This is a genomic window from Streptoverticillium olivoreticuli subsp. olivoreticuli, from assembly GCF_003391135.1.
Lineage (GTDB): Bacteria > Actinomycetota > Actinomycetes > Streptomycetales > Streptomycetaceae > Streptomyces > Streptomyces blastmyceticus.
This window is the reverse complement of the sequence record NZ_CP031455.1, coordinates 6469034-6492029: the sequence shown is the minus strand read 5'-3', so window position 1 is coordinate 6492029 and position 22996 is coordinate 6469034. Positions and strand designations below refer to the sequence as shown.

Here is a 22996-nt window from a genome sequence, read left to right as displayed (position 1 = left end):
GATCACCAGTCCGGACGTACTGGTACCCCGGGATCGCGCAATGGCAGACGGCCCTGGTGGCCCTCGTCGTCCTGCTCGCCGTCAACCTCATCTCGGTGAAGGCGTTCGGTGAGCTCGAATTCTGGTTCGCCCTGGTCAAGGTCGTCGCGATCGTCGCGATGATCCTCATCGGGCTCGGGGTGCTCCTCATCGGTTTCGGCGACGTCGGGAAAACCGCCTCGGTGACCCACCTGTGGCAGGACGGCGGCATCGCCCCCAATGGCGTGCACGACTCCCTGATGACCCTCCAGATCGTGCTGTTCGCCTATCTCGGCGTGGAACTCGTCGGTGTCACCGCCGATGAGGCGGAGGACCCCCAGAAGAACATCCCGCGGGCGATCAACAGCCTTCCGCTGCGCTTCGGCCTGTTCTACATCGGCACCCTGCTGGTGATCCTCTCCGTGGTGAGCTGGACCGAATTCCACCCGGGCGTCAGCCCGTTCGTCGCGGCCTTCGCCAAGATCGGAATTCCGGCGGCGGCGGGAATCGTCAATTTCATCGTGCTCACCGCGGCCCTCTCCTCCTGCAACGCGGGCGGCCTCTACTCGACGGCGCGCATGCTGCGCACGGCCTCGGTCAACGGCCACGCGCCCAAGTCGCTGTCCAGGCTGACGGGCCGGGGCGTGCCCGCACAGGCGCTTGCGGTCTCGGCGGTGACCATGGGAGCGGGGGTGCTCATCAACGCGCTCGACCCCGAGCACGCGTTCACGTACATCACCTCGGTCTCCACCGGCGGCGCGATCCTCGTCTGGAGCATCATTCTGGTAACGCACATGCGCTACCGGCGCGCGGTGGCCGACGGCCGCGCGGAGCGCTCGCCCTATCGCATGCCCGGCGCGCCTTATACAAATTGGCTCGCGCTCGCCTTCTTCGCCCTGGTGACGGTGCTCATCGCATGGAGTTCGGACAGCAGGGTCGCGCTGTATGTGATGGGCGTGTGGGTGGCCCTGCTGGCGGCCGGGTGGGTGGTGCTGCGGAACAGGAGGGCGCGGCGCACGGCCTCTTAGTACTGCAACGACGGTTACGGGGGTGGGTGGCCTCGGCGGTGGTAGTGGCTGATACGGGATCGTCGCTGCTGCCGTCTGCGCCAATGTGAGCAGTACAGAATGTGTCCGATGTCGTCGTGGGTGGTGTGGACAATTCTGCTGAGCAGACGCCGGATCTCGTTCGGACCGAGCTGGACGAGATCGCGGCTGGTTCTGCATTTCCCAAGTCCCGACAGGTGGCTCGGAGCGCGGTGAAGCAGGCGGCGGCTGCCATTTCGAGAGTGGTATGCCAGTACCGGCCCCGGTGGAAACGGACCTGGTAGTGGTCAAGTCCGGCCTCGTTCTTCGCAGCCTGGAACGCTTCCCCGATCGGCCGCCGGGACCCGGCGGCACGCACGAGCCCGGGAAGCGGGTGCCTTCGGGTGCGTGCACCCGGTGGTAGGAGAGCTCGCCGTCCGTCATGCTGCGGCGGATCAGAAGGCCATCCTCGAACCTGTCGATGCTGCCGGGGAACTGGACCAACGCCCGGTCGTACTCGCGAAGCCCATGGGTGCCTCGACTGACGGATCGGGTCTCGAAAGCCTCCTGGGGCAGGATTGCCGCGAGAGTCCGGGCGTTCTGCCCGCGTGGGCCGCACCGGAACGACCAGGCACGGCTTGGCCGCAAAGCCGGCCTCGGGGCCGATCCGGGCAGCCGTCCGCCGTCGTAGTCCTCGGTCAAGGTGCTGGAACAGCTCACGGTCGATCACCACAAGAGCCTCTACGGCGACCAGAACAACCACTCCCGCTCCCGGATAAAACCGCGCTGGCTGGTGACGGACACACGGAAGGCCGAGGGCCGAGTCCGGAACAGTTGGGCCCGTCCCCTCATGCCCTGAGGTACCACCTTCACCACGCCGCGCACCGTTATGCCCATCTTTTTACTTGAGTAAAGATCGCGTGAGGTTGTAGACATGACAAGCTTTTACTCACGCCATAGGGATACCCATGCGTTTTTCACGCTATATAGCCTTTGCCATGGCTCTGATAATGGCCGTGCTATGCGGAACCGATCAGGTTGCACTGGCCGTTGGCCAATGGAGCCGCAGTACGTCCGGCCGAGACCCGGGCAAAAAACCCGACCAGCACTGGGGTTCCGCCGCAGGCCGCGGTCACCGGATGCCAGGAAGTACTACGGAGGCATCTGCCGCCGGTGGTCACCGCGGAGCGCTGGAGGCCCCGAACCAGTTGCCGCAAGAGCACAAGCTGTCGCAGCAGGATCTGGCCGGCACCCACAAGAAGCCCAGAATGGGGGCGGCGAAGGAAGTCAAGAATCCCGCCTTGTCGACTCCACAGGGCTTCTCGGAGAAGAAGAGCCGGGAAGTGCCTTCGGCGCGCAAGGAGCGGCAGCGCACCTTCCGCAACGAGGACGGCACGTACACCACTCGTTTCTACAATCAGCCCGTCAACTTCCCCGGCCGCGACGGCGCCTGGCAACCGATCGACCCGACCCTGGTCCGGACGACCCGGAGCGCCCGGGCCGTCGCCACGGACGGTCCGCTCTGGCAGACCCGCTCGACCGCCGCCGACATCACCTTCGCGCCTTCGGCGCACACCGACCCCGTGCTAACCATAAAGCTGGGCAACGGTCCCTCACTCGGCTACGGCCTCGCGGAAGCCGCTGACGTCATGGGCAAGGCCGACGGCAGCGTCATCACCTACCCGGATGTGCGCCACTCCGCGGATCTGCGGTACACCGCAAGCAGTGACTCCGTGAAGGAGACACTGATCCTCAAAGGCAAGGACGCTCCGACGGAGTGGCGGTTCCCCCTCCGCACGGACGGCCTCACCGCCCACCTCGACGACCAGGGCGCCGTGGTCTTCGCCGACCAGGACGGCCAGCAGCGCGCCCGGATGCCCGCAGGCTGGATGGAGGACTCCCACCTTGCGGAGAACGCCAACCAGGGCGAGATCTCCTCGGGCGTCCGCTACCGCCTCGACACGCAGAACGGCCGCCAGGTCCTCGTCGTATCGCTCGACAAGGAATGGCTGAGTGCGCCGGAACGTATCTTCCCCGTCAAGGTCGACCCGTCAGTCAACGGCATCGACGCCACCGCCAGCACCTACGTCCAGACCCCCTACAGCCAGGACTTCTCCAGCGACACCATCCTCAAGGCAGGAAGCTACGACGGCGGTACGCACAAGGCCGCGTCATTCCTCCGCTTCAACGGCGTCGAGAACTCGCTCAAGAACGCGTGGGTGCTGGATGCCAAACTGGCGCTTTACAACACCTGGTCGTACTCGTGCGACGCGCGGCCGGTGACGGTGCACGCCATCACCTCGGACTGGTCCGAGTCGTCGGTCAGGTCGTTCCCCGGCCCGGACGCCGGGCCCTCCTTGGTGTCGAAGAGCTTCGCGCACGGCTGGCGACCGCCGGACACCAACTCCTGGTCCTGTGATCCGGCGTGGGAGGCCATAGGCCTCGGCTCGGACGGTCGTCAACTCGTCGATGACTGGACGCACGGACGCAAGAAAAACTACGGTCTGGCCGTCAAAGCCTCGGATTCGGATTCCAAGGCATGGAAGCAGTTCGGCTCGGACAACTACCCCAATGGCAAGCCCAGCCTGGACATCACCTGGACCAGGTACGGAGCGACGTACGACGTCGGCGACTTCACCCAGCCGGTGACGGTCACGTCCCAGGGTTCGATGAAGGTCACCGTCACCAACCAGGGCCAGGAAACCTGGACCAAGGGCGGCCACATCCAGCTGCGCTACAACCTCTACGACGACTCGGGCAAGGAGATCACCGACCAGTCGAAGGTTGCCTGGACCCCGATGCCGGATGACGTCGCGCCAGGCCGAAGCATCACGCTCGACGCCAAGGTCGCGCCACTCCAGCCCGCCACTTACACGCTCGTGTGGACCATGGACGTCCTGGACGGCCCGAGGTTCACCTCCGAAGGCGTGCCGGGCCCGGCCATCAAGTTCGCCGCGGTGAATCTCCCTCCGCAGCTGACGGCCGAATCACCGGCCAGCGGCGCGGTGCTCTCCTCATTGACACCGACCCTGTGGGCCACCGGCAAGGACGCGGACCGCTCTCCGTCCAGCACCCTGCAGTACACCTTCGAGATCTGCGAGGTCGAAGGCAAGGACGCACGCAAGAACTGTCGCAGCGGTTCCCGCGGCACCGCCGAGCAGTGGACGGTTCCGAGCGGCTGGCTGTCGTGGAGCAAGAACTACGCCTGGTACGCCTACGCGTACGACGGGAAGGACACCTCGTCCCAGCCCACTCCCGCGTACTTCAGTACCCAGGTGGCCCAGCCGGCCGTGACAGGTCGCCTCGGCGGTGACGGCGATCACGAATTCGGCACCCGGGCCGGGAACTACTCCACCGCCGCCACCGACGCGGCGATTCCCACCGTCGGTCCCGAGCTGGCAGTCGTCCGCAACTACAACTCCCTCGATCCCCGGGTCGACAACGTCTTCGGCACCGGCTGGTCGACCCGCTGGGACATGCGAGCTGTCGCCGAGGACACCGGCAGCATCGTCGTCACCACCAAGGACGGAAGCCGCATACGCTTCGGCCGCAATGCGGACGGCGGCTACGCCGCACCGGCGGGCAGTCTGACCGCGCTCACCGCTGACAACGGCGGTGGCTGGGTGCTGCGCGACAAGTCGGCTGCCACGTACTCCTTCGACTCCTCCGGGCGCCTTTCCAGGATCGTCGACGGATCGGGCCGTGAACAGCGGCTGACCTACACCGACGGCAGGCTGACCGAGGCCCGGGACATGCTCTCGGGCCGCGCACTGAGCTTCTCCTGGAACGACGGCAGGGTCGCCTCGGTCACCACGAACGGGACCGGCCCCGGGACCGCCGGGCTGAAGTGGGCCTACAGCTACACCGGCAACCGCCTCACCAAGGTCTGCCCACCCGCCTCCATGGACAAGTGCACCGTGTACGAGTACGGCGACGGCTCGCTGTACCGCAGCATGGTGCTCGACCAGAACCCGGTGTCCTACTGGCGGCTGGGGGAGTCGACGGGGCCTGCGGCTGCCAGTGACGCCCCCTCCGGCACCGGCCTGAACCAGGCGGTTTACCGGGACGTGAAGCTGGGCGCCGCAGGGGCGGTATCCGGCACGAGCAACACGGCTGCCTCGTTCGATGGCACTAATTCCTATGCCGAGTTGCCCGAGGATACGATCCGCACCTCGACCCTCCTGACGACCGAGCTGTGGTTCAAGACTGCCAACCCCGGCGTTCTGGTCGGCTTCCAGGACAGGCGTCTGGCCGATGGCCAGCCCGGCGACTGGACCCCCGCTCTGTCCATCGACAAGTCCGGCAAGCTTGTCGGGCAGTACTGGACAGGACATGTCCAGCCCATCGTCAGCACCACCGCCGTCACCGACGACACCTGGCACCACGCCGCGCTCACCGCGGCCGGTACCACGCAGTCGCTCTACCTTGACGGTTTCCTAGTCGGCACGCTGGCCGGCCCCATCGATCACCGCAAGCAGTCGTTCACCTACCTCGGCGCCGGATATTCCAGTGCCGGCTGGGACGGGCAGGCCAGCGGTGTACGGCACTTCGCCGGTCTCATGGATGAGGTGGCCGTCTATCACCAGGCTCTCGATGCCGCCACGGTCGCCGAGCACTACCGCGCCCGAAACGCGTCGGGACGGCTGACCAGGGTCACACTCCCCTCGGGGCGCGTCCATGCCCAGGTTTCCTACGACGGAAGCACAGGACGGGTCGTCCAGGCCACCGACGGCAACGGCGGCACCTGGAAGATCTCCGCGCCCGCTTACTCCGCAGGATCGGCTGCCTACTCCGACGCTGTACGCGCGGCGGGCCCGGTCGACTACTGGCGGTTGGGAGACCGCAGCGGTTCCACCGCAGCGAATGACATCAGTGGAGGAGCCGACGGCGCCTACCGCGACGGCGTGACTCTCGGTGCGGTAGGCGCCTTTGCCGACGGCGACGACGGCTCGGCGACGCTCGACGGCTCGGCGGGCGCCGTGCAGGTCCCGACCGACCAGCTCAAGAACGCTGTCGCTCTCTCCTTCGAGCTGTGGTTCCGCACGGGCAAGCCGAACGGAGTGCTGCTGGGCATCCAGGACGTGGATCTCGGCGCGACACCGAAGGACTGGAATCCGAGTCTGCTGGTGGACGCCGACGGCAAGCTGCGCGGCCAGCTGTGGCACGGCGGCTCGTGGAAACCCATCGTCTCCGGGTCGGCGGTCACGGACAACGCCTGGCACCACGCCGTGCTCACCGGTTCCGGCAGCGGTCAGTCGCTGTACCTGGACGGGACAAAGGTCGGCAGCCTGAACGAGCCCTCGAAGTCGGAGACCCTGGCCCGCGCCTATCTCGGTGCCGGATTCTCCAGCGAGGGCTGGGACGGACAGAAGCCCGGAACCCGCTACTTCGCCGGCCAGCTCGACGAAGCCGCCTTCTACACCAAGGAGCTGACCGAGAGCACAGTCGCCGAGCACTACCGCTCGCGTACCGCGCTGGTCTCCGGTGACGGCGCTCACTACCGGAGCACGGTCACTGCGGATGCGCCCACGGGCTACTGGCGGCTGGACGAGACCAGCGGCGATAAGGCGCACAGCCGGACAGCGGCATATGCCGGGGACGGCACGTACAGCAAGGCCACGCTGGGAACGACCGGCGCCTTCGGGCCCGGTGACAACACCGCCGTGGCCCTGAACGGAGACGGTTCCATCGAGCTGCCGTACCAGGCCATGGGCAACACGGCCTCGATGTCGGCGGAACTGTGGTTCCGTACAACCAAGGCGAACGGTGTACTGCTCGGACTTCAGGACGCAGCGCTGGGCACCACGCCCACGAGTTGGAATCCGAGTCTGTTGGTGGACGCCGACGGCAAGCTGCGCGGCCAGCTGTGGCACGGTGGCACAGGGAAGCCGATCATTTCGCCGGCTCCGGTCACCGACAACGAGTGGCACCACGTGGTGATCACCGGCTCCGGTACCGGCCAGTCCCTGTACCTGGACGGCACCAAGGTCGGAGATCTCAACGCGGCCTCCAAGCCGGAGACCCTGGCCCACGCCTATCTCGGTGCCGGATTCTCCAGCGAGGGCTGGGACGGACAGAAGCCCGGAACCCGCCGCTTCACCGGGCAGCTCGACGAATTCGCCGTCTACCCAAAGGCACTGACCGAGGACCAGGTCACCGAGCACTACAGTGCCATGCGCCACTCCAGCGCGTCCTCGCTCACCTCGACGGTCACCGTCACCGACCCTGCCGACGGCACCCGCAGCGTCTCCTACGACGCCCTGCGCGGCCAGCGACTGCTGTCGGCCACCGATGCCGAAGGCGGTCGTACCACCTACGCGTACGACACCGGCGGCTTCCTGCACGCGGTGACCGACCCCAATGGGCACGTCACCGTCACAGGACACGACACGCGCGGCAATACGGTCTCCCGGACCATCTGCCGGGATGCGAACTCCTGCTGGACGTCGTTCACCGACTATTACTTCAACGACAAGGACCCGCTGGACCCGCGCAACGACAAGCCGACGGGCGTGCGCGACGCCCGCTCCACGAGCGCCGCCGACGACCGCTACCGCACATCGTTGAGCTACACGGCGCTCGGCCTGCCGGACACGACGACGCTCGCGGACGGACGGAAGTCCGCCACGGCCTACACCACCGGCAGGGAAGCGGCTGTCGGCGGGGGCACCGTCCCGGCCGGACTGGTCGCTACCGTCACCACACCCGGCGGCGGGGTCACCACATACGACTACAGCTCCCGTGGCGACCTAGTCCAGACGACAGCACCGTCCGGGCTGATTACGCGTTACGCCTACGACGGCATAGGCCGCAAGCTCTCGGAAACCCAGGTCTCCGACAGCTACCCGCAGGGTGTGACGACCACCTTCGCGTACGACACCATGTCCCGGGTCGTCTACGAGACCGGCGCCGCAGTGAAGAATGAGATCACCGGTACCGCCCACACGTCCCGGATCACACGTGACTTCGACCCCGACGGCAAGCTGCTGACGGAGTCCACGGAGGACGCCACGGGCGGCGACGCCAAGCGCACCGTCACTCACCACTACGACGACCACGGCCTGGAGGACAGGACCGCTAACGCCGAGGGCGGCGAGACGGCCTTCGCCCACGACATGTTCGGCCGCACATCCCGTACGACCGATGCCGTCGGCACCAGCTACGAGTTCCAGTACACGCCGGCCGGCCGCCATGCCGCGACGGTCCTGAAAGGCTGGAAGGGCGACCCCTCCAGCACCACCAAGGACCTGGTGCTCGTCTCCAGCGCCTATGACCCGGCCGGCCGACTGGCCACCACGACCGACGCCATGGGCGCCACCACCGCCTACACCTACTACGACGACGGAACTCTCGCCACGAAGACAGCCAAAGACGTCACCCAGGCCGATGGCAGCAAACACGACATCGTGCTGGAAGCCGACACCTACGACGGCGCCAGCCACATGACCAAGCGGACCACCGGCGGTGGTGCCACCACCGTCACCAGCGACGTGGACATCACCGGCCGAGTGACCCGCAGCGTCCTCGACCCGAATGGGCTGAACCGCTGGACCGAGTACACGTACGACGAGGAGGACCGGCCGGTCGAGCAGAAGACCGCGCTCAGCTCGGAGCGGTTCACCTACGACAAGGCCGGTGACCCCCTCACCCGAACCGTCGACGACGGATCGCACACGCGCACGGCGAAGTTCGCCTATGACCAGCGCGGCCTGCGCACTGCGGCGACCAGCCCGCGCGGCACCGAGGACGGCGCGGACGCCGCCGCCTTCACCGCCATCTACCGCTACGACCCCCTGGGCCGTCTCGTGGAGCAGATCGCCCCACAGGTCAATGAGGAGAAGCCCGGCACGCCGGCCGCAGCGGTCAAGCCGTCCACGGTCACGGGCTACAACACCTTCGGCGAGGCCACGGAAGCCCGGGACCCGAACGGTGCGGTGACGCGCACCGCAGTCGACAGGCTCGGCCGTGCCACCACTATGGCCCTGCCCGACTACACCCCTCCGGGAGGAGACAAGATCACCGCAGTTTCCCGGTTCTCGTACGACGCCGTGGGCCGCAGGACGACGAACACCGATCCGCTGGGCCGGACCGTGACATACGCATACGACCAGCTGGGGCATCTGATCCGGCAGGCGCTGCCGGTCACGAACCCGCTGGACCCGGCCCAGACGTCGTCGCCTCTCGACGACAAGGCGAACCGCTACACCTGGACGCCTACGGGTCTGCAGCTCTCGGCTACCGGCCCCACCGGGGCGCGGACCGAAGCCACCTACGACGAGCTCGGTCGGCAGATGACCGCGACGGCCATCGAGCGATACCCCGCTCCGGCGAACCTGACCACGCGCTATGCCTGGGACGACGCGGGGCACCAGACCGCATCCACCAGCCCGGCGGGCCGCATCACTTCGGCCACGTACAACGTGGCGGGCGAGGCTTTGACCGTCACCACACCCGGTGGCGGGGCGACGAAGTTCGCGTATGACGCCCTGGGCCGCAAGACCGACGTCGTCGATGCAACGGGTCGTAGGAGCACGACGCGCTACGACGCCTTTGGCGAGGTGGTCGGCACTGCGGACTTCGGCACGGGTGACACGACTCTGCGCTCGACCGCTGCCGAGTACGATGCCGACGGCCATCCCACCTCTGTGACGACGGCGGCGGGGGTGAAGACCGCTCTCACCTACGACGCCCTGGGCCACCTGACCCGACGGGTCGAGCCGGTCGCCGATGGCAAGTCCGTCACCACGGGCTTCGGTTACGACGCGGCGGGCCACCGTACGCGCCTGACCGACGGCCGTGGCAACGTCACCAACTATTCCTTCACGCCGTGGGGTCTTCCAGAATCCACGGTCGAGCCCGCGACCAAGGACCACCCGAAGCCGGAGGACCGCACGTGGACGTCCGTGTATGACGCGGCCGGCCAGAGTGTGGCCGAACTGCTGCCGGGCGGCGTGCAGCGCCACCGCACGTACGACGTCTACGGCCAGTTGATGAGGGAAACAGGCACCGGTGCCGAAGCCGACACCACCGACCGCCTCCTCAAATACGACCCTGCGGGACGCCTCATGGCCGCCGGCACGGGCGACCCGTTCAACCAGAACACCTACACCTACAACGACCGTGGCCAGCTGCTGAGCAGCGATGGCCCTGGAGGCAAGTCCGCCTACGCCTATGACGACGACGGCCATATGACGTCGCGCACAGACAAGTCGGGCACGACGGCATACGTCTACAACGGTCAGGGCCGTCTCTCCCGGACCGAGGACGCCATCACCGGTGCACAGACTTGGACCGACTATGACGCGGCGGGCCGCCCCAGCCAGGAGCAGTACGCGACCAGGTCGGCCGGAGGCGGCGACTGGGGCGTCGGCGCCAAGCGCACATATGACTACGACACGCTTGGCCGTCTGACGGCGGACAAGGTCACCAGCGTCGACGGCAAGACGGAGGTCATGTCAACGACTTACGGCTATGACGCGGACGACCGACTGACAAAGAAGGTCGCGAGTGGCACCGCCGGGGCCGGAACCAACGAATACGGCTACGACCCGTCGGGCCGTATGACCTCTTGGACGGCGGACGGCAAGACCACCCTCTACGCCTGGGACGAGGCGGGCAACCGTGTCAAGGCCGGTGACACGCAGTCGGCATACGACGAGCGGAACCGTCTGCTCAACGATGGCGCCGTGAGCTACTCGTACACTCCCCGAGGCACCCTGGCCTCGGCCGGCACGGGCAGCGGCACCCCACGCAAGCTGCGCTCCGACGCCTTCGAACGCCGGATCAGCGACGGCGACACGACGTACGCCTACGACTCACTGGACCGAGTGAAGCAGCGAGGTGACATCTCCTTCACCTATGACGGTGGTTCCAACTCGCTGGTCTCCGACGGTGCGAACACCTACAGCCGCACCCTCGGCGGCGGGCTGCTCGCGAGCACCGACGGCAAAACGGCCCAGCACGCGGTGACCGACGGCCACTCGGATGTGACGGCCGGTCTCTCGGCCGACGGCACGAAGCTGGTGGGCTCGACGGGGTACGACCCGTTCGGCACAGTACGCGCCAAGGGCGGCTCCCGCTCCTCCCTCGGCTACCAGTCCGGCTGGACGGATCCGCAGAGCGGTGACGTCAATATGGCCGCGCGCTGGTACCAATCGGGGGCGGGACGCTTCGCGTCGCGCGACACATGGCAACTGGAGCCATCACCTGCGGCGCAGGCGAACCGGTACGGGTACGGGAACGCTTCTCCTCTCAATGGCACCGACCCTTCGGGACACTGCATCGAGGACCTGTGTATCGGTGAGGGCGTCGTCTTCGGCGCGGCCTGGGGGCTCTCCGAGGCATGCGCCGCTTACTGCCAGGGCCTGTCGGACAGTTTGAACGACGCCGTGGACTGGACCCGCGAGAAGGTGCACGACTGGTGGAACAGCGACGACACGGACTCCGGGGGATATTCCGGCGAGGCTGATTTCAGCGAGACCGTTGAGGCCGAGAACGATCTCTTGAGTGCCCGCTTGCTGGAGCAGGCCGAGGATTTTGAGGCCCAGGCAGAAGATGAGGCCGCCAACGACGACGGCGGTGACGGCGGTCCGGACTACGGAGATCCCGAGGCCGACGATCCCGAAGGCGCGGACGACGAGCCGTCCTACCGCTCCTCGTACCGCACCGGCGAACGCGGCTCCGGCAGGACGGGAACCCGAACTCGCCCGGCCCGCCCCCCGCGACCGCGCATCCAGCAGAACCCCAACCGCGGCCGTTTCCCGAGACCCGCGCCCAAGCGCCCACCGCTGAAGCCCGACTGGGACCCGGGCAGGGGTGGCTGGAAGCCGGGCGATGTCGTGAAGGCGGTTGTCACCGCAGCGCGGATGCTCGACCTGTTCAGTAACGGACAGTTCCATCCGGATCAGTCGCAGCAGGCAAATCCGCATTCGGCACCCGGTGCCGACCCATCTCCCGGTGGGCGGACGGGTGGAGGCCATGGTGACGACGACCCGTGCTCCACACCGCGCCAAGCCCGCTATCACTACCAGCCGTTGGAGAACGGGCGGCCGATGGGAGCAACAGCCCTGATGTGCAAGGACGACATCAAGCCGACTGGCAGCAAGCGGGATGACGGCGCCACTGTCAACGTCGACGGATTCCCCGAAGGTAGCAACATCGGCCCGGACGGCACACCGATCTACAATCGGACCCACATAGTAGGCGACCGTTTCTACGGCGAATGGAAGTCCGAGAACCTCTTTACAGGCTACGCCCGCATGAACACCAGCGGAATGAAGCGGTGTGAGAACAGGATGGCGAGTCAGCTGAAGAAGGGAAATTGGGTGGAGTACTCGGGCCAGTTGGATTACGACGAAACGTCCGTCATCCCCAAGGGGATACAGATGACGGCAAGAACCAAGGACGGACCCTTGTTCAACGTATACGTCAAGAACCAAGCAGACTGGCAGGAGACGTGCTAATGCTTCACGAATTGGAGTCAGCGGTACCAGAGCTTTTTCGACAGCGCCCCAAAAATGTCCGGCAGGTGGACTGGCACAGCATTGAGGAACAGCTGCAGGTTGCCCTGCCTGCTGACTACAAGGAGCTGGCGGAGACGTACCCACCCTTCGTGGTCGACGCTTTCCTGAGCGTCCACATCCCCCGAGTCGGGCAGGAATCCGCCTTCTCTGACGGAGTAGCAAGCGGCTTGGAGACGCTGGCCGACCTGGTCGAGGAGGACGAGGCACATGGATATGTCGCTCACCCCGAGCCGGGCGGCCTCATTCCCTGCGCCTCCTCCTTCTCCGGGGATGTCTTCTACTGGCGGAACTGCGATGCAGATCCGAACCAGTGGCCAGTGGTCGTCAGTGGCAGGAACGACGACTGGTGGGAGTTTTCCGGTGGAATCGTGAAATTTCTTGCGGCTTGGCTCGGCGGAACCTTGGACAGGCGAGGCCTTCCAGACAACGTGCCGTCTGCGAATCCCCGGGCGCAAATCATAGGTAGCTAGCCAGGTCTGTATCCAGCAGAAGCGGCGGCCTCTCGCTCGAGATGCCGCCGCTTTTCAGGCCGTGACACCCACACCCGGCCGTACAGCATTCCGGAGTTCATGCCGCGCCGCGAAGAGGTCGGGTCATCTCGCACCCGGCCCCGAGGAATTCCGTCTCCGCTCTCACCCGGCCGTGCTGACCCAGCCTGGTTTTCGGGGGCCGATGGGGCGGGAGTCCTAGCACTTCGTGCAACGTGCGGCCTTCCGCGGCCCATCGCCGCAAGCAGTCCCGGTCCACCCAGTGCACATGGTGACGGTCGCCCCAGATGCAGGCGTACCGGGTACGTGCTCGCACTGCACCACGACCTCGCTGCCGATCTGGTCGCACCGACGCAGATGGAAACAGCAACGATCCTGCGTCAGCCACTATCACCACCGAGGCCACTCACCCGCCATAACCGTCGTTGCGGCACTAGCCAAGGAGGATCTGGAATTCGCGGCCCGGCCGGACCGACCCCCGGGTAAAGAGAACATCAAGGATATCCTACGATGATCAGGAAGTTTTGCGTTTTCCTGAGAAAAAGTTGGTGCAGCGCATGAAGTTGGCCCGAGTCTCTGCCGTGGTCGCGGCCGTCGCGATCGCCCCGGCGGTTCTGTTCTCCTCCCCGGCGGTCGCCGCCGACACCGTTCCGGCCACGGCCGCCTCCACGCCCGACAAGGCGGCGGAGGCCACGCCGGAAAAGAAGCCGGAGACGAAGCCGGACGCCGGCGTGAAGGACAAGCCCGCGAAGGAGCCCGTCAAGGAGCCTGCGAAGGAGCCGGGCAAGGAGGCCGCGAAGGCCGACGAGGACAACTTCATTGCCATCCTCAGGATGCTCAAGGGCGCCGGCCCCACCCTCTACGAAGCCGCGCAGGCAGCCCTCAAGGGCACCCCCGAGGACCGCGTGCGCTTCCTGGAGGACGGCCAGCACTTCGCCCGCCTGACGGACCTGCGGCTGCGCGTCACCCGGACCACGAACGGCGCCGGACACCATGTGAAGGAAGCCGCCAAGGTGGCGCTGGACAGCGACTCCATGGAGGACCTCCAGCACTACCTGGACGTCGGCCAGTACGAGGCCCGCGCCAAGGACGAGGCTGACGCGGCCGCGGCCAAGGAGAAGGCCGACAAGGACAAGGCCGACGCCGAGAAGGCGGAGAAGGACAAGGCCGAGAAGGACAAGAGCGAGGCCAAGGACGACAACGGCAAGCAGGACGCCAAGGGCGACCAGCAGAAGCCGGCCACCGTCAAGCCCGCGGTCGCGGCCGTGTCCGACAACGCCGCCAAGCCCGCCGGCGACACCACCGAACTCGCCTCCACCGGCGCGGGTTCCGCCACCCCCTGGGCGATCGGCGGCACCGCCGCCGCCCTCGCGACGGGCGCGGCCCTGGTCCTGACGGCCCGCCGCCGCATGCCTTCCGAGCGCTGACGACGCGGGGCCGGGGCGGCAACCGCAAGCGCGAGCGAACCCGCACCCGGCGGAAGCCGCGGCCAATATCCGCCGACCCTGTCGGCGAGCTTGCGGTGGTGCGCCTCCCGCGCCATGTTCGTGCGGCTGATGGACAGCCAACCCCGGCAGGAGGCATGGATGTTCCACTTACCGCTGATACGCGGCCGCGCCCGCCACGCGCTGTGCGCGGCCGCCGCGCTGCTCGCCGCGCTGGTGGCGCAGCCCCAGGCGGCGCACGCCGCGGGCTCGGACCGGGCCACCCGCGTGGCCGACAGGCCCGTCATGGCGTGGCGTGGTACGGGTCCGGACAATCTCATCTGGTGGTCGCAGTTCGACGGAACCAACTGGTCCACGCAACAGCCCCTCACCGACCGCCGCACCGAAGCCGCACCCGCCCTCACCCGCGGCACCAACGGGCAGCTCCTGATGGCCTGGCGGGGCGCGGCCGACAACCACATCTGGTGGTCGCAGTACGACGGCACCGGCTGGTCCGCGCAGCAGCCGCTGAACGACCGAAGAACCGACGGGTCCCCGGCACTGGGCACCGGAGCGGACGGTACGCCCGTCATGGTGTGGCGGGGTACGGGTACGGACAATCTCATCTGGTGGTCGCAGTTCGACGGAACCAACTGGTCCACGCAACAGCCCCTCACCGACCGCCGCACCGAGGCGGCGCCCGCCCTCACCCGCGGCACCAACGGGCGGCTTCTCATGGCCTGGCGGGGCGCGGCCGACAACCACATCTGGTGGTCGCAGTACAACGGCTACAGCTGGTCCGCGCAGCAATCACTCGACGACCGCAGGACCGACGGCTCCCCGGCGCTGGGGACGGGCGCGGACGGTACGCCGGTGATGGCGTGGCGAGGGACGGGTCCCGACACCCTCGTCTGGTGGTCGCACTTCGACGGTACGTCCTGGTCCGCGCAACAGCCCCTGGCGGACCGCCGCACCGAGGCGGCGCCCGCCCTCACCCGCGGCACCAACGGGCAGCTCCTGATGGCCTGGCGGGGCGCGAGCGACAACCACATCCTGTGGTCGCAGTACACCGGCTACAACTGGTCCGCACCGCAAGAGCTCTACGACCGCAGGACCGACGGCGCCCCCGCGCTGGGGTTCTGACAGCTCGTACCCGACACGAAAGGCCGGACGGGCTGGGGGTTCCAGCCCGTCCGGCGCACGAGGACAACGCGAGGGAAAAGCGCGCCCGTTCAGGAGCGCGAGCCCGGGCGCCGTGCCGGGAACCCGTGTTTGCGGGCCGCCAGCACCACGATCAGCACCGGGGCCAGGAGGACGAGCACGCTCCAGGGGAAGGCCGCCGACCCCACCAGGCCGAGCAGGACGCCGCCGAGCACTCCCCCGCCGGCCATCGCCACGTTCCAGAGCGTGACCAGCATCGCCTGTGCGGCGTCGGCCTGTTCACCGCCCGCGTCGCCCGCGGCCGTCTGGAGGATCGTGGGCGCGCCGCCCCAGCCGAGCCCCCACAGCGTCACCGCGACGTAGACCATGACCGGGCTCGCGGAGAGGACGGCCAGGGTCGCGGCCGCCACGGCGATCAGGAAGGCGCCGGCGATGGTGAGGGCGCGCAGGCGGCGGTTGATCTGCGCGCCGACGATCCAGATGCTCAGCAGGGAGGCGCCGCCGAAGACCAGGAGTACGAGGTCGGTCGAGCCGCCCATGCCGATGCGGTCGAGGTAGGTGGCGATGAAGGTGTAGAGGATGGTGTGGGCCAGCACGAAGACCAGGGTGACGAACAGGACGGGCGTCACGCCGGGCACACGGAGGGCCCGCAGCATGGGAGTTCCGCCGTCCTGGCGCTGCCCCGGGTGGTCCGGGACGACCGCGGTGATCCACGCGAGCAGGGCGACGGTCAGCGCGGTCATGGCGAGGAACGCCACCTGCCAGCCGGTCGCCTTGCCGAGGAACGTCCCGGCGGGCACGCCGAGCGCCAGGGCGACCGGGATGCCGGACATGGCGATCGCGATCGCCTTGCCCTGGAGGTGTACGGGCGCGAGGCGCCGGGCGTACCCCGCGAGCAGCGCCCAGGCCAGGCCCGCGGCCACCCCGGCGACGAACCGGGCCGCCATGGTCAGGGGGTAGTTCGCGGAGAGCGCCGTGACCGTGTTGGCGGCGGCGAACCCCGCCATCGACGTCAGCAGGAGCCGCTTGCGCCGCCACGCCGCGGTGGCGGCGGTCAGGGGGATCGCCGTGAGCGCGGTGCCGATCGCGTAGACGGTCACCGTCTGCCCGGCCGCGGACTCCCCGACGTGCAGGTCGGCGCTCATCGCGGGCAGCAGGCCCGCGGGCAGGGTCTCGGTCAGGCTGGTGACGAACACGGCCGTGGCGAGCGCGAGCAGCGCCGACATGGGCAGTTTGGGGGCTTCTTGGCCGTGGGTCCGGGTGCGGGGGCCGAGGGAGGGTTGCGTCTTGGTCGTTGCCATGCACAGGATGCTCGAACCTTCACATCTATGTGAGGGTCAACGCGACGGGCTGTGAGGTCGATCACATGCGTATCGGAGAGCTGTCGGAGCGCACCGGCACGCCGCGCCGGCTGCTGCGCTACTACGAGGAGCAGGGGCTGATCGTCGCCGATCGCGCGCCCAACGGCTACCGCGACTACGACGAGTCCAACGTCGACCGGGTCATGCAGATCCGCGGCCTGCTCGACGCGGGCCTGCCGACCAGGATCATCAAACAGATCCTGCCGTGCCTGGACAAGCCCCGGGTCATCCACTTCGCCGACGCGACTCCGGAGATGCTCGCGACACTGACCCACGAACGCGACCGGATCACCGACCGCATCTCGTGCCTGATCCGCAACAGGGACGCGATAGGCGAATACCTCGAAGCGGTGAGCGTCAACCGCCGCCCGGAGGCGGTCCCGACGGGGTCGTGACGGGCCCGGGAGCCGCACGGCGAAGGGCCCGGCCCCGGGACGGAGCGGGCCCTGACCAGAAGGGGAGGTCACCCCTCGGAGAGGTAGCGCTCCACCGTTTCGACCTTCGACGTGAGGCCGTTCGTGACGCCCGGGCGGATGTCCGCCTTCAGGACCAGCGAGACCCTGCCGCAGCGCGCCTCGACCGCCGCGACCGCGCGCTTGATCACGTCCATGACCTCGTCCCACTCGCCCTCGATGGACGTGAACATCGCGTCCGTGCGGTTGGGCAGGCCCGACTCGCGGACGACGCGCACCGCGTCCGCCACGTACTCACCGACGTCCTCACCCGCACCGACCGGGGAGACGGAAAAGGCGACGATCATGCGTTGACCGTACCTTCCTTGCGGGCGCGGGCGGCGATGACGCTCGCCTCGGCCTCGCGGCGCAGCATCCGCTCGGCGAAGAAGCCGCCGGTGGGCAGGACGGAGAGGATGAAGTAGAGGGCGGCGGTCTTCACGCTCCACTTGGTCTTGTTCCAGGCGTCGACCCAGAAGATCACGTAGATGATGAAGAGGACCGCGTGGACCGCGCCCATCACCGGCACGGCATTGAAGTCCGTGGTCCGCTTGAGGACCGAGCAGACGAGCAGCACGAGGAAGGAAACGGCCTCCGGGGCGGAGACCAGGCGGAGCCGGCGCAGGGCGGAGGCGGTCTTGATGTCCACGGGGGCACCTTCGGGTTCGGGACGTATCGGGACGACTACAGCTTGTGAGGGTATTCACAAGCGTGGCAGCCATTCTTGCAGCAGCGTTGTCGATCACCGGATCCGGGTCCGTTCAGGGGTCAGGGCCCTGTCGGAGGGGTACGGGCTGCCGCTAGCGTCGGGGCGTGGCTCAGTTTCGGCTCCAAGGGAGCAAAGTTCTTGCCGTCGATCTCTCCGGGGACACGGTCAAGGCAAAGAACGGCGCGATGGTCGCGTACGAGGGCGAGATGTCGTTCAAGAAGATGACCGGTGGCGGTGACGGCCTGCGCGGCATGGTCACCCGCAGGCTCACCGGCGAACAGATGGCGGTCATGGAGGTGAAGGGGCGCGGCACCTGCTATTTCGCCGACCGCGCGAGCGAGATCAACCTCGTGACCCTGCGCGGCGAGACCCTCTATGTGGAGTCCAGCAATCTGCTCTGCACGGACGGCGGCCTGCGCACGGGCACCACGTTCACCGGACTGCGCGGCGCCTCGCAGGGCAATGGCCTCTTCACGACGACCGTCGAGGGCACGGGCCAGGCGGCGATCATGTCCGACGGCTCGGCGATCGTGCTGCGCGTGGCTCCGGACATGCCGCTCCAGGTCGACCCCGGCGCGTACATCGCCCACACCGGCCGGCTCAAGCAGCACTTCCAGTCGGGCGTGAACTTCCGGACCTTCATCGGCGAGGGCTCGGGCGAGGCGTTCCAGATCCGCTTCGAGGGCGACGGCCTGGTGTACGTGCAGCCCAGCGAGCGCAACACGATCGGCGGCGACCTCTGATGCCCTTCCGCCTCCTCAACTCGCGCATGGTCGAGGCCCGGGTCGTGCCCGGGCAGCGGATGTTCAGCCAGCGCGGCGCGATGCTCGCCTACAAGGGCGACGTCTCCTTCACGCCCAGCATCACCGGCGGCCAGGGCGGCGTCATGGGCATGATCGGCCGCCGCATCGCCAACGAGGCCACGCCCCTGATGACCGTCGAGGGCGACGGCACGGTGATGTTCGGCCACGGCGGCCACCACATCCACGTCATAGAGCTGAACGGCGAGACCCTCTACGTGGAGGCCGACCGCCTCCTCGCCTTCGACGGGTCCCTCCAGCAGGGCACGATGTTCATGGGCTCGCAGGGCGGCGTCATGGGCATGGTCCGCGGCCAGGTCACCGGGCAGGGGCTGTTCACCACGACGCTCAAGGGCAAGGGCGACGTCGCGGTCATGGCGCACGGCGGCTTCATCGAGCTGCCCATCACCCCGCAGCGCCCCGTCCACGTCGACCCGCAGGCGTACGTCGCCCACCGCGGCGACGTACGCAACAAGCTTTCCACCGCCATCGGCTGGCGCGAAATGATCGGCCGTGGGTCCGGAGAAGCCTTCCAGCTCGAACTCTCGGGCCAGGGCACGGTGTACGTACAGGCGTCGGAGGAAAAACTGTGAACGGCCCCGTCATCCATGACGCGAATACGCTCCCGGTCGACGACAACGTCAATCCGTACGCCTTCAGCGTGGACCTCGACGGCCAGTGGTTCCTGCAAAAAGGCAAGATGATCGCCTATTACGGGCGCATCGAATTCCACGGCATCGGCCACGGTTACCTGGACGCGCTGATCCGCACCAGCTTCCACAGCCCCATGCACGCCGCGGACTGGGTCGTCGCCGAGGGCCGGGGCAAGATGCTGCTCGCGGACCGCTCCTTCGACGTCAATTCCTATGACCTCGAGGACGGCAACCTCACCGTCCGCTCGGGCAATCTGCTGGCCTTCCAGCCCTCGCTGTCCCTGAAGCAGTCGATCATCCCCGGATTCCTGACCCTGATCGGCACCGGCAAATTCGTGGCCGCCTCCAACGGCCCCGTCGTCTTCGCCGAACCCCCGATCCGCGTCGCCCCCCAGGCCCTCGTCGGCTGGGCCGACTGCCCCTCCCCCTGCCACCACTACGACCACCAGTACCTGCGGGGCGTGCTCGGCGGCGTACGGGCCTGGACCGGGTTCGGCGGCACGTCGGGAGAGGAGCACCAATTCGAGTTCGTCGGCGCCGGCACGGTGCTGCTCCAGTCCACGGAACAGCTGATGGAGGAAATTCCGACCGGCGAGACCCCCGAGCAGGACGGCGTCCCGCACGCAAGCCCGCATAATCAGCCATCTATGCCCCGCATGCCCGGCCAGCTAGGGGACCTCCAGCGCCGCTTCGGGCTGTGAGCGGTACCCTGCGGAGTGTGACGTCGAACGCCTGATCTCGCGTCCCGCACCCATACTGGTTAAGTTTTCAACTTTCTTAGGTAGAATTCCTCTATGTCTATGGACACCGAGAACGGCACTCGCTGGCTCAGCGAAGAGGAACAGCGCGCCTGGCGCGCCCATCTGGATGTCAGCCGGCTGCTGATGCATCAGCTCGAAAGGGACCTCCAGCCCTTCGGGCTCACCAACAACGACTACGAGATCCTGGTGAACCTCTCGGAGTCCGAGGACCACCGGATGCGGATGAGCGACCTCGCCACGGCCACCCTGCAGTCCAAGAGCAGGCTCTCCCACCAGATCACCCGGATGGAGAACGCGGGCCTCGTCCGCCGCGAGAACTGCGAGTCCGACCGCCGCGGTCTGTACGCCGTCCTCACCGAACAGGGGTGGGAAACGATGCGCAAGGTGGCTCCCCACCATGTCGCGTCCGTGCGGGAACACTTCATCGACCTGCTCGGCGATTCGGACCTCAAGGCGCTGTACGGCTCCCTGGCCCCGGTCGCCCAACACCTGCGCACGACGCGCGGCCGCGTCTGACAACTCCCCGCCGGGGCCCCTGCGTACGCGCGGGGGCCCCGCTTTCCGTCACCCGTGCGTGCGGAATCCGATTCGAACCCGACGTGTTCGACGCTTGCCCGTCCTAGCCTCCCTTGCTACCGACAGGAGTAGGGAAAGGCGGAGTTGCGATGACGGGTGACACCACCCAGCCACCGTTGGCATGGCGGTACTGCGGCAATCAAATGAAACTGTGGCGCACGGAAGCGGGGGTCAGCCGCGAGGAGTTGGCGGCGGAGGCGGGGTACGGCTCCGAGACGATCAAGTCGATGGAGCAGGGCCGACGGCGTCCGACCCTCCGGGTCCTTGAGATCGCGGACGACATGTGCGGCGCGCAGGGGAAGTTGAAGGCCGCGTATGTGTATCTGCAGCCGGACAAGGCACCTTCGCGCGTGCTCGCCTTCCTGGAGGCGGAGTCCAGGGCAGTCGCCGAGCATTCATACCAACCACTGCTCATCCCAGGACTGCTCCAGACCGAGGAGTACGCGCGGGCCCTGCTCCGCAGCCACTACCCGCCCACTGCCGAAGAGACCATCGAGGAGCGGCTGGCATCTCGGCTGCATCGCCAAGGGCGACTGGCTCAAAGCCCGTCCGTGCTCTTCACCTTCGTCATCTACGAGGCCGCGTTGCGCACCGGCGTCGGCGGACCAGCCGGGATGAAGAGGCAGCTGCACTACCTGCTGGAGGTCGGCGAACTACGCAATGTGTCCATCCAGGTTCTTCCTGCCAGTCAAGGCGTCCACGACTGCCTCAACGGGTCCCTGGTACTGCTGGAGACCTCCGAGCACGATCGGTACGCCTACTCGGAAGGTCAGGCAACCAGCAATCTGCTCTCGGAACCCGAAAAAGTCAGCGCCCTCACTGAGCGCTACGGCATGCTCCGTGCGCAAGCCCTCAATGTCGAGGATTCGGCAGAGTACATCAGGAAGTTGGCGGAGGAATGACGATCAACGAGTCGGCATGGTTCAAGTCCAGCTACAGCGACACCGAAGGCGCGGAATGCGTCGAAATCGCAGCAAGCCCCCACACCGTCCACATACGCGACTCGAAGCGCAAGAACGGCCCCCGACTCGACATACCCCACACCGCCTGGGCCCACTTCATCACCTACTGTCGCTAGACCCGAGCGCCGCCCGGAGCCACGTATCGGTCGCCCCCGGCGTCGGCTCCTGTGAAGCGTTCACTTCGGCGACGAGTTGCCAGTAGTGGTCGATGCGCGGCTCCGTGGCCAGCTGGACGCCGAGTTCACGGCGGAAGGCGGGAGTGTCCCGTACGCCGCGCGCGCCCGCGTGGGCGGAGACGAAGCAGTCGAGCGCCTCGCCCTCGCGCGGCGGGCGCCGCAACCGTACGTCCGCCGACGCCAGCGCGTACGCCTCGACGAGGCCGTCGTAGAGCACGGCGGGGCGGTAGCCCTTGCCCGGTTGGTGCACCTCGGGCTGGCCGCGGTCGGAGGAGCCCCGGCAAGGGCGGGAGGCGAAGGCGTGCAGCCGGGCGAAGGCCAGCACCTGGGCCGGGGTCGGCTCGGCGGGCGGTTGCGGAACGGCCTCTTCGATGATCGCGGAGACCAGCCGGGCCGGGAGCCGCGCGGGCAGCCAGCCCCGCCAGAACCGCGCGAGAGCGGCCGTGCTGGGCGGGGTGGCCACGGCGCCGACCAGGCGCAGCCGGTCGGCGCGCTCCTCGGGGGCACAGTCCTGGATCAGCTGGAGGGCCGCCTCCCGCCAGCGCAGGGCGGCCAGTTGCGAACCGAGCTCCCGCAGCTGTCCCGCGACCGCGTCCTCCAGCGCGTCCTCCAGCCCGTCGTCCTCCTTCTCCAGGACCCGGCCCACCTCAGGGACCGGCAGGTCGAGGGCGCGCAGCGAGCGGATCAGGCGGAGCCGGTCGAGCGCCTCGGGGCCGTACCGGCGGTGGCCGCCGGAGCTGCGGACGGCCTCGGGCAGCAGACCGCGGTCGGAGTAGAAGCGCACGGTCTTGACGGTGACGCCCGCGTGCTCGGCGAGCGCTCCGATGCTCCACATATCGTCATGCAACAAAGCTTGAACCTCCCCCTGGGGGAGTTTCTACCGTACTGCTGAGCCGCACGGCCCACGG

General features: G+C 67.8%; 15 protein-coding genes and 1 pseudogene. 12 read left to right on the top strand and 4 right to left on the bottom strand.

Going from position 1 to position 22996, the window contains the following annotated elements; all coding sequences use genetic code 11:
- Positions 1-26 precede the first annotated feature (26 nt).
- The 5 genes and pseudogenes from DXZ73_RS28915 to DXZ73_RS28885 all read left to right on the top strand — a co-directional run.
- Positions 27-1046, top strand: a pseudogene (locus DXZ73_RS28915) (amino acid permease); the annotation flags it as partial.
- 1298 nt (positions 1047-2344) lie between these two features.
- Positions 2345-12505, top strand: coding sequence for a LamG-like jellyroll fold domain-containing protein (locus DXZ73_RS28905; RefSeq protein ID WP_240351526.1), 10161 nt, complete (start codon positions 2345-2347; stop codon positions 12503-12505).
- A gap of 65 nt (positions 12506-12570) precedes the next feature.
- Positions 12571-13035, top strand: coding sequence for an SMI1/KNR4 family protein (locus DXZ73_RS38415; protein WP_162890364.1), 465 nt, complete (start codon positions 12571-12573; stop codon positions 13033-13035).
- Positions 13036-13610: 575 nt separating this feature from the next.
- Positions 13611-14480 (top strand): ALF repeat-containing protein, encoded by an 870-nt coding sequence (locus DXZ73_RS28890; RefSeq protein WP_162890363.1) that lies wholly within the window; start codon positions 13611-13613, stop codon positions 14478-14480.
- Between the two features lie 159 nt (positions 14481-14639).
- The gene (locus DXZ73_RS28885) at positions 14640-15620 is read left to right on the top strand and encodes a hypothetical protein (RefSeq protein WP_116213952.1); all 981 of its coding nucleotides are present in this window, start codon (positions 14640-14642) and stop codon (positions 15618-15620) included.
- A gap of 89 nt (positions 15621-15709) precedes the next feature.
- Here DXZ73_RS28885 and DXZ73_RS28880 read toward each other — a convergent pair whose 3' ends face one another.
- Positions 15710-16939 carry an MFS transporter gene (locus DXZ73_RS28880; RefSeq protein WP_116213951.1) on the bottom strand — a complete coding sequence of 410 codons (1230 nt, stop codon included), beginning with the start codon at positions 16937-16939 and terminating at the stop codon, positions 15710-15712.
- 65 nt (positions 16940-17004) lie between these two features.
- Between DXZ73_RS28880 and DXZ73_RS28875 the strand changes: the two genes are divergently transcribed.
- Positions 17005-17394 (top strand): MerR family transcriptional regulator, encoded by a 390-nt coding sequence (locus DXZ73_RS28875; RefSeq protein WP_116215924.1) that lies wholly within the window; start codon positions 17005-17007, stop codon positions 17392-17394.
- 68 nt (positions 17395-17462) lie between these two features.
- Here the strand turns inward: DXZ73_RS28875 and DXZ73_RS28870 are convergent, their stop codons facing one another.
- Positions 17463-17759: an MTH1187 family thiamine-binding protein gene (locus DXZ73_RS28870; RefSeq protein ID WP_116213950.1), complete on the bottom strand. Its 297-nt coding sequence runs from the start codon at positions 17757-17759 to the stop codon at positions 17463-17465.
- On the bottom strand, positions 17756-18100 hold the full coding sequence (locus DXZ73_RS28865; RefSeq protein WP_116213949.1) for a DUF3817 domain-containing protein: 345 nt from the start codon (positions 18098-18100) through the stop codon (positions 17756-17758). The genes DXZ73_RS28870 and DXZ73_RS28865 overlap by 4 nt, the downstream gene beginning before the upstream one ends.
- 164 nt (positions 18101-18264) lie before the next feature.
- Between DXZ73_RS28865 and DXZ73_RS28860 the strand changes: the two genes are divergently transcribed.
- From DXZ73_RS28860 to DXZ73_RS28835, 6 genes are all read left to right on the top strand, one after another.
- A complete protein-coding gene (locus tag DXZ73_RS28860; RefSeq protein WP_116213948.1) occupies positions 18265-18903 on the top strand; it encodes an AIM24 family protein in 639 nt (212 codons plus the stop codon).
- Positions 18903-19553, top strand: coding sequence for an AIM24 family protein (locus DXZ73_RS28855; protein ID WP_116213947.1), 651 nt, complete (start codon positions 18903-18905; stop codon positions 19551-19553). Before DXZ73_RS28860 ends, DXZ73_RS28855 begins: the two co-directional genes overlap by 1 nt.
- Complete coding sequence (locus DXZ73_RS28850) at positions 19550-20314, top strand: AIM24 family protein (protein WP_116213946.1); 765 nt, start codon at positions 19550-19552, stop codon at positions 20312-20314. The genes DXZ73_RS28855 and DXZ73_RS28850 overlap by 4 nt, the downstream gene beginning before the upstream one ends.
- A gap of 99 nt (positions 20315-20413) precedes the next feature.
- Positions 20414-20890, top strand: a complete 477-nt coding sequence (locus DXZ73_RS28845) for a MarR family winged helix-turn-helix transcriptional regulator (protein WP_116213945.1) — start codon at positions 20414-20416, stop codon at positions 20888-20890.
- A 149-nt stretch (positions 20891-21039) separates the two neighbouring features.
- Entirely contained in the window at positions 21040-21852 is an 813-nt protein-coding gene (locus DXZ73_RS28840) for a helix-turn-helix domain-containing protein (protein WP_116213944.1), read from the top strand.
- Positions 21849-22028, top strand: coding sequence for a DUF397 domain-containing protein (locus DXZ73_RS28835; protein ID WP_116213943.1), 180 nt, complete (start codon positions 21849-21851; stop codon positions 22026-22028). The genes DXZ73_RS28840 and DXZ73_RS28835 overlap by 4 nt, the downstream gene beginning before the upstream one ends.
- On the opposite strand, the gene DXZ73_RS28830 is transcribed toward DXZ73_RS28835, so the two are convergent.
- The gene (locus DXZ73_RS28830; RefSeq protein WP_116213942.1) at positions 22012-22923 is read right to left on the bottom strand and encodes a MerR family transcriptional regulator; all 912 of its coding nucleotides are present in this window, start codon (positions 22921-22923) and stop codon (positions 22012-22014) included. The two genes, DXZ73_RS28835 and DXZ73_RS28830, sit on opposite strands and share 17 nt — an antisense overlap.
- Positions 22924-22996 lie beyond the last annotated feature (73 nt).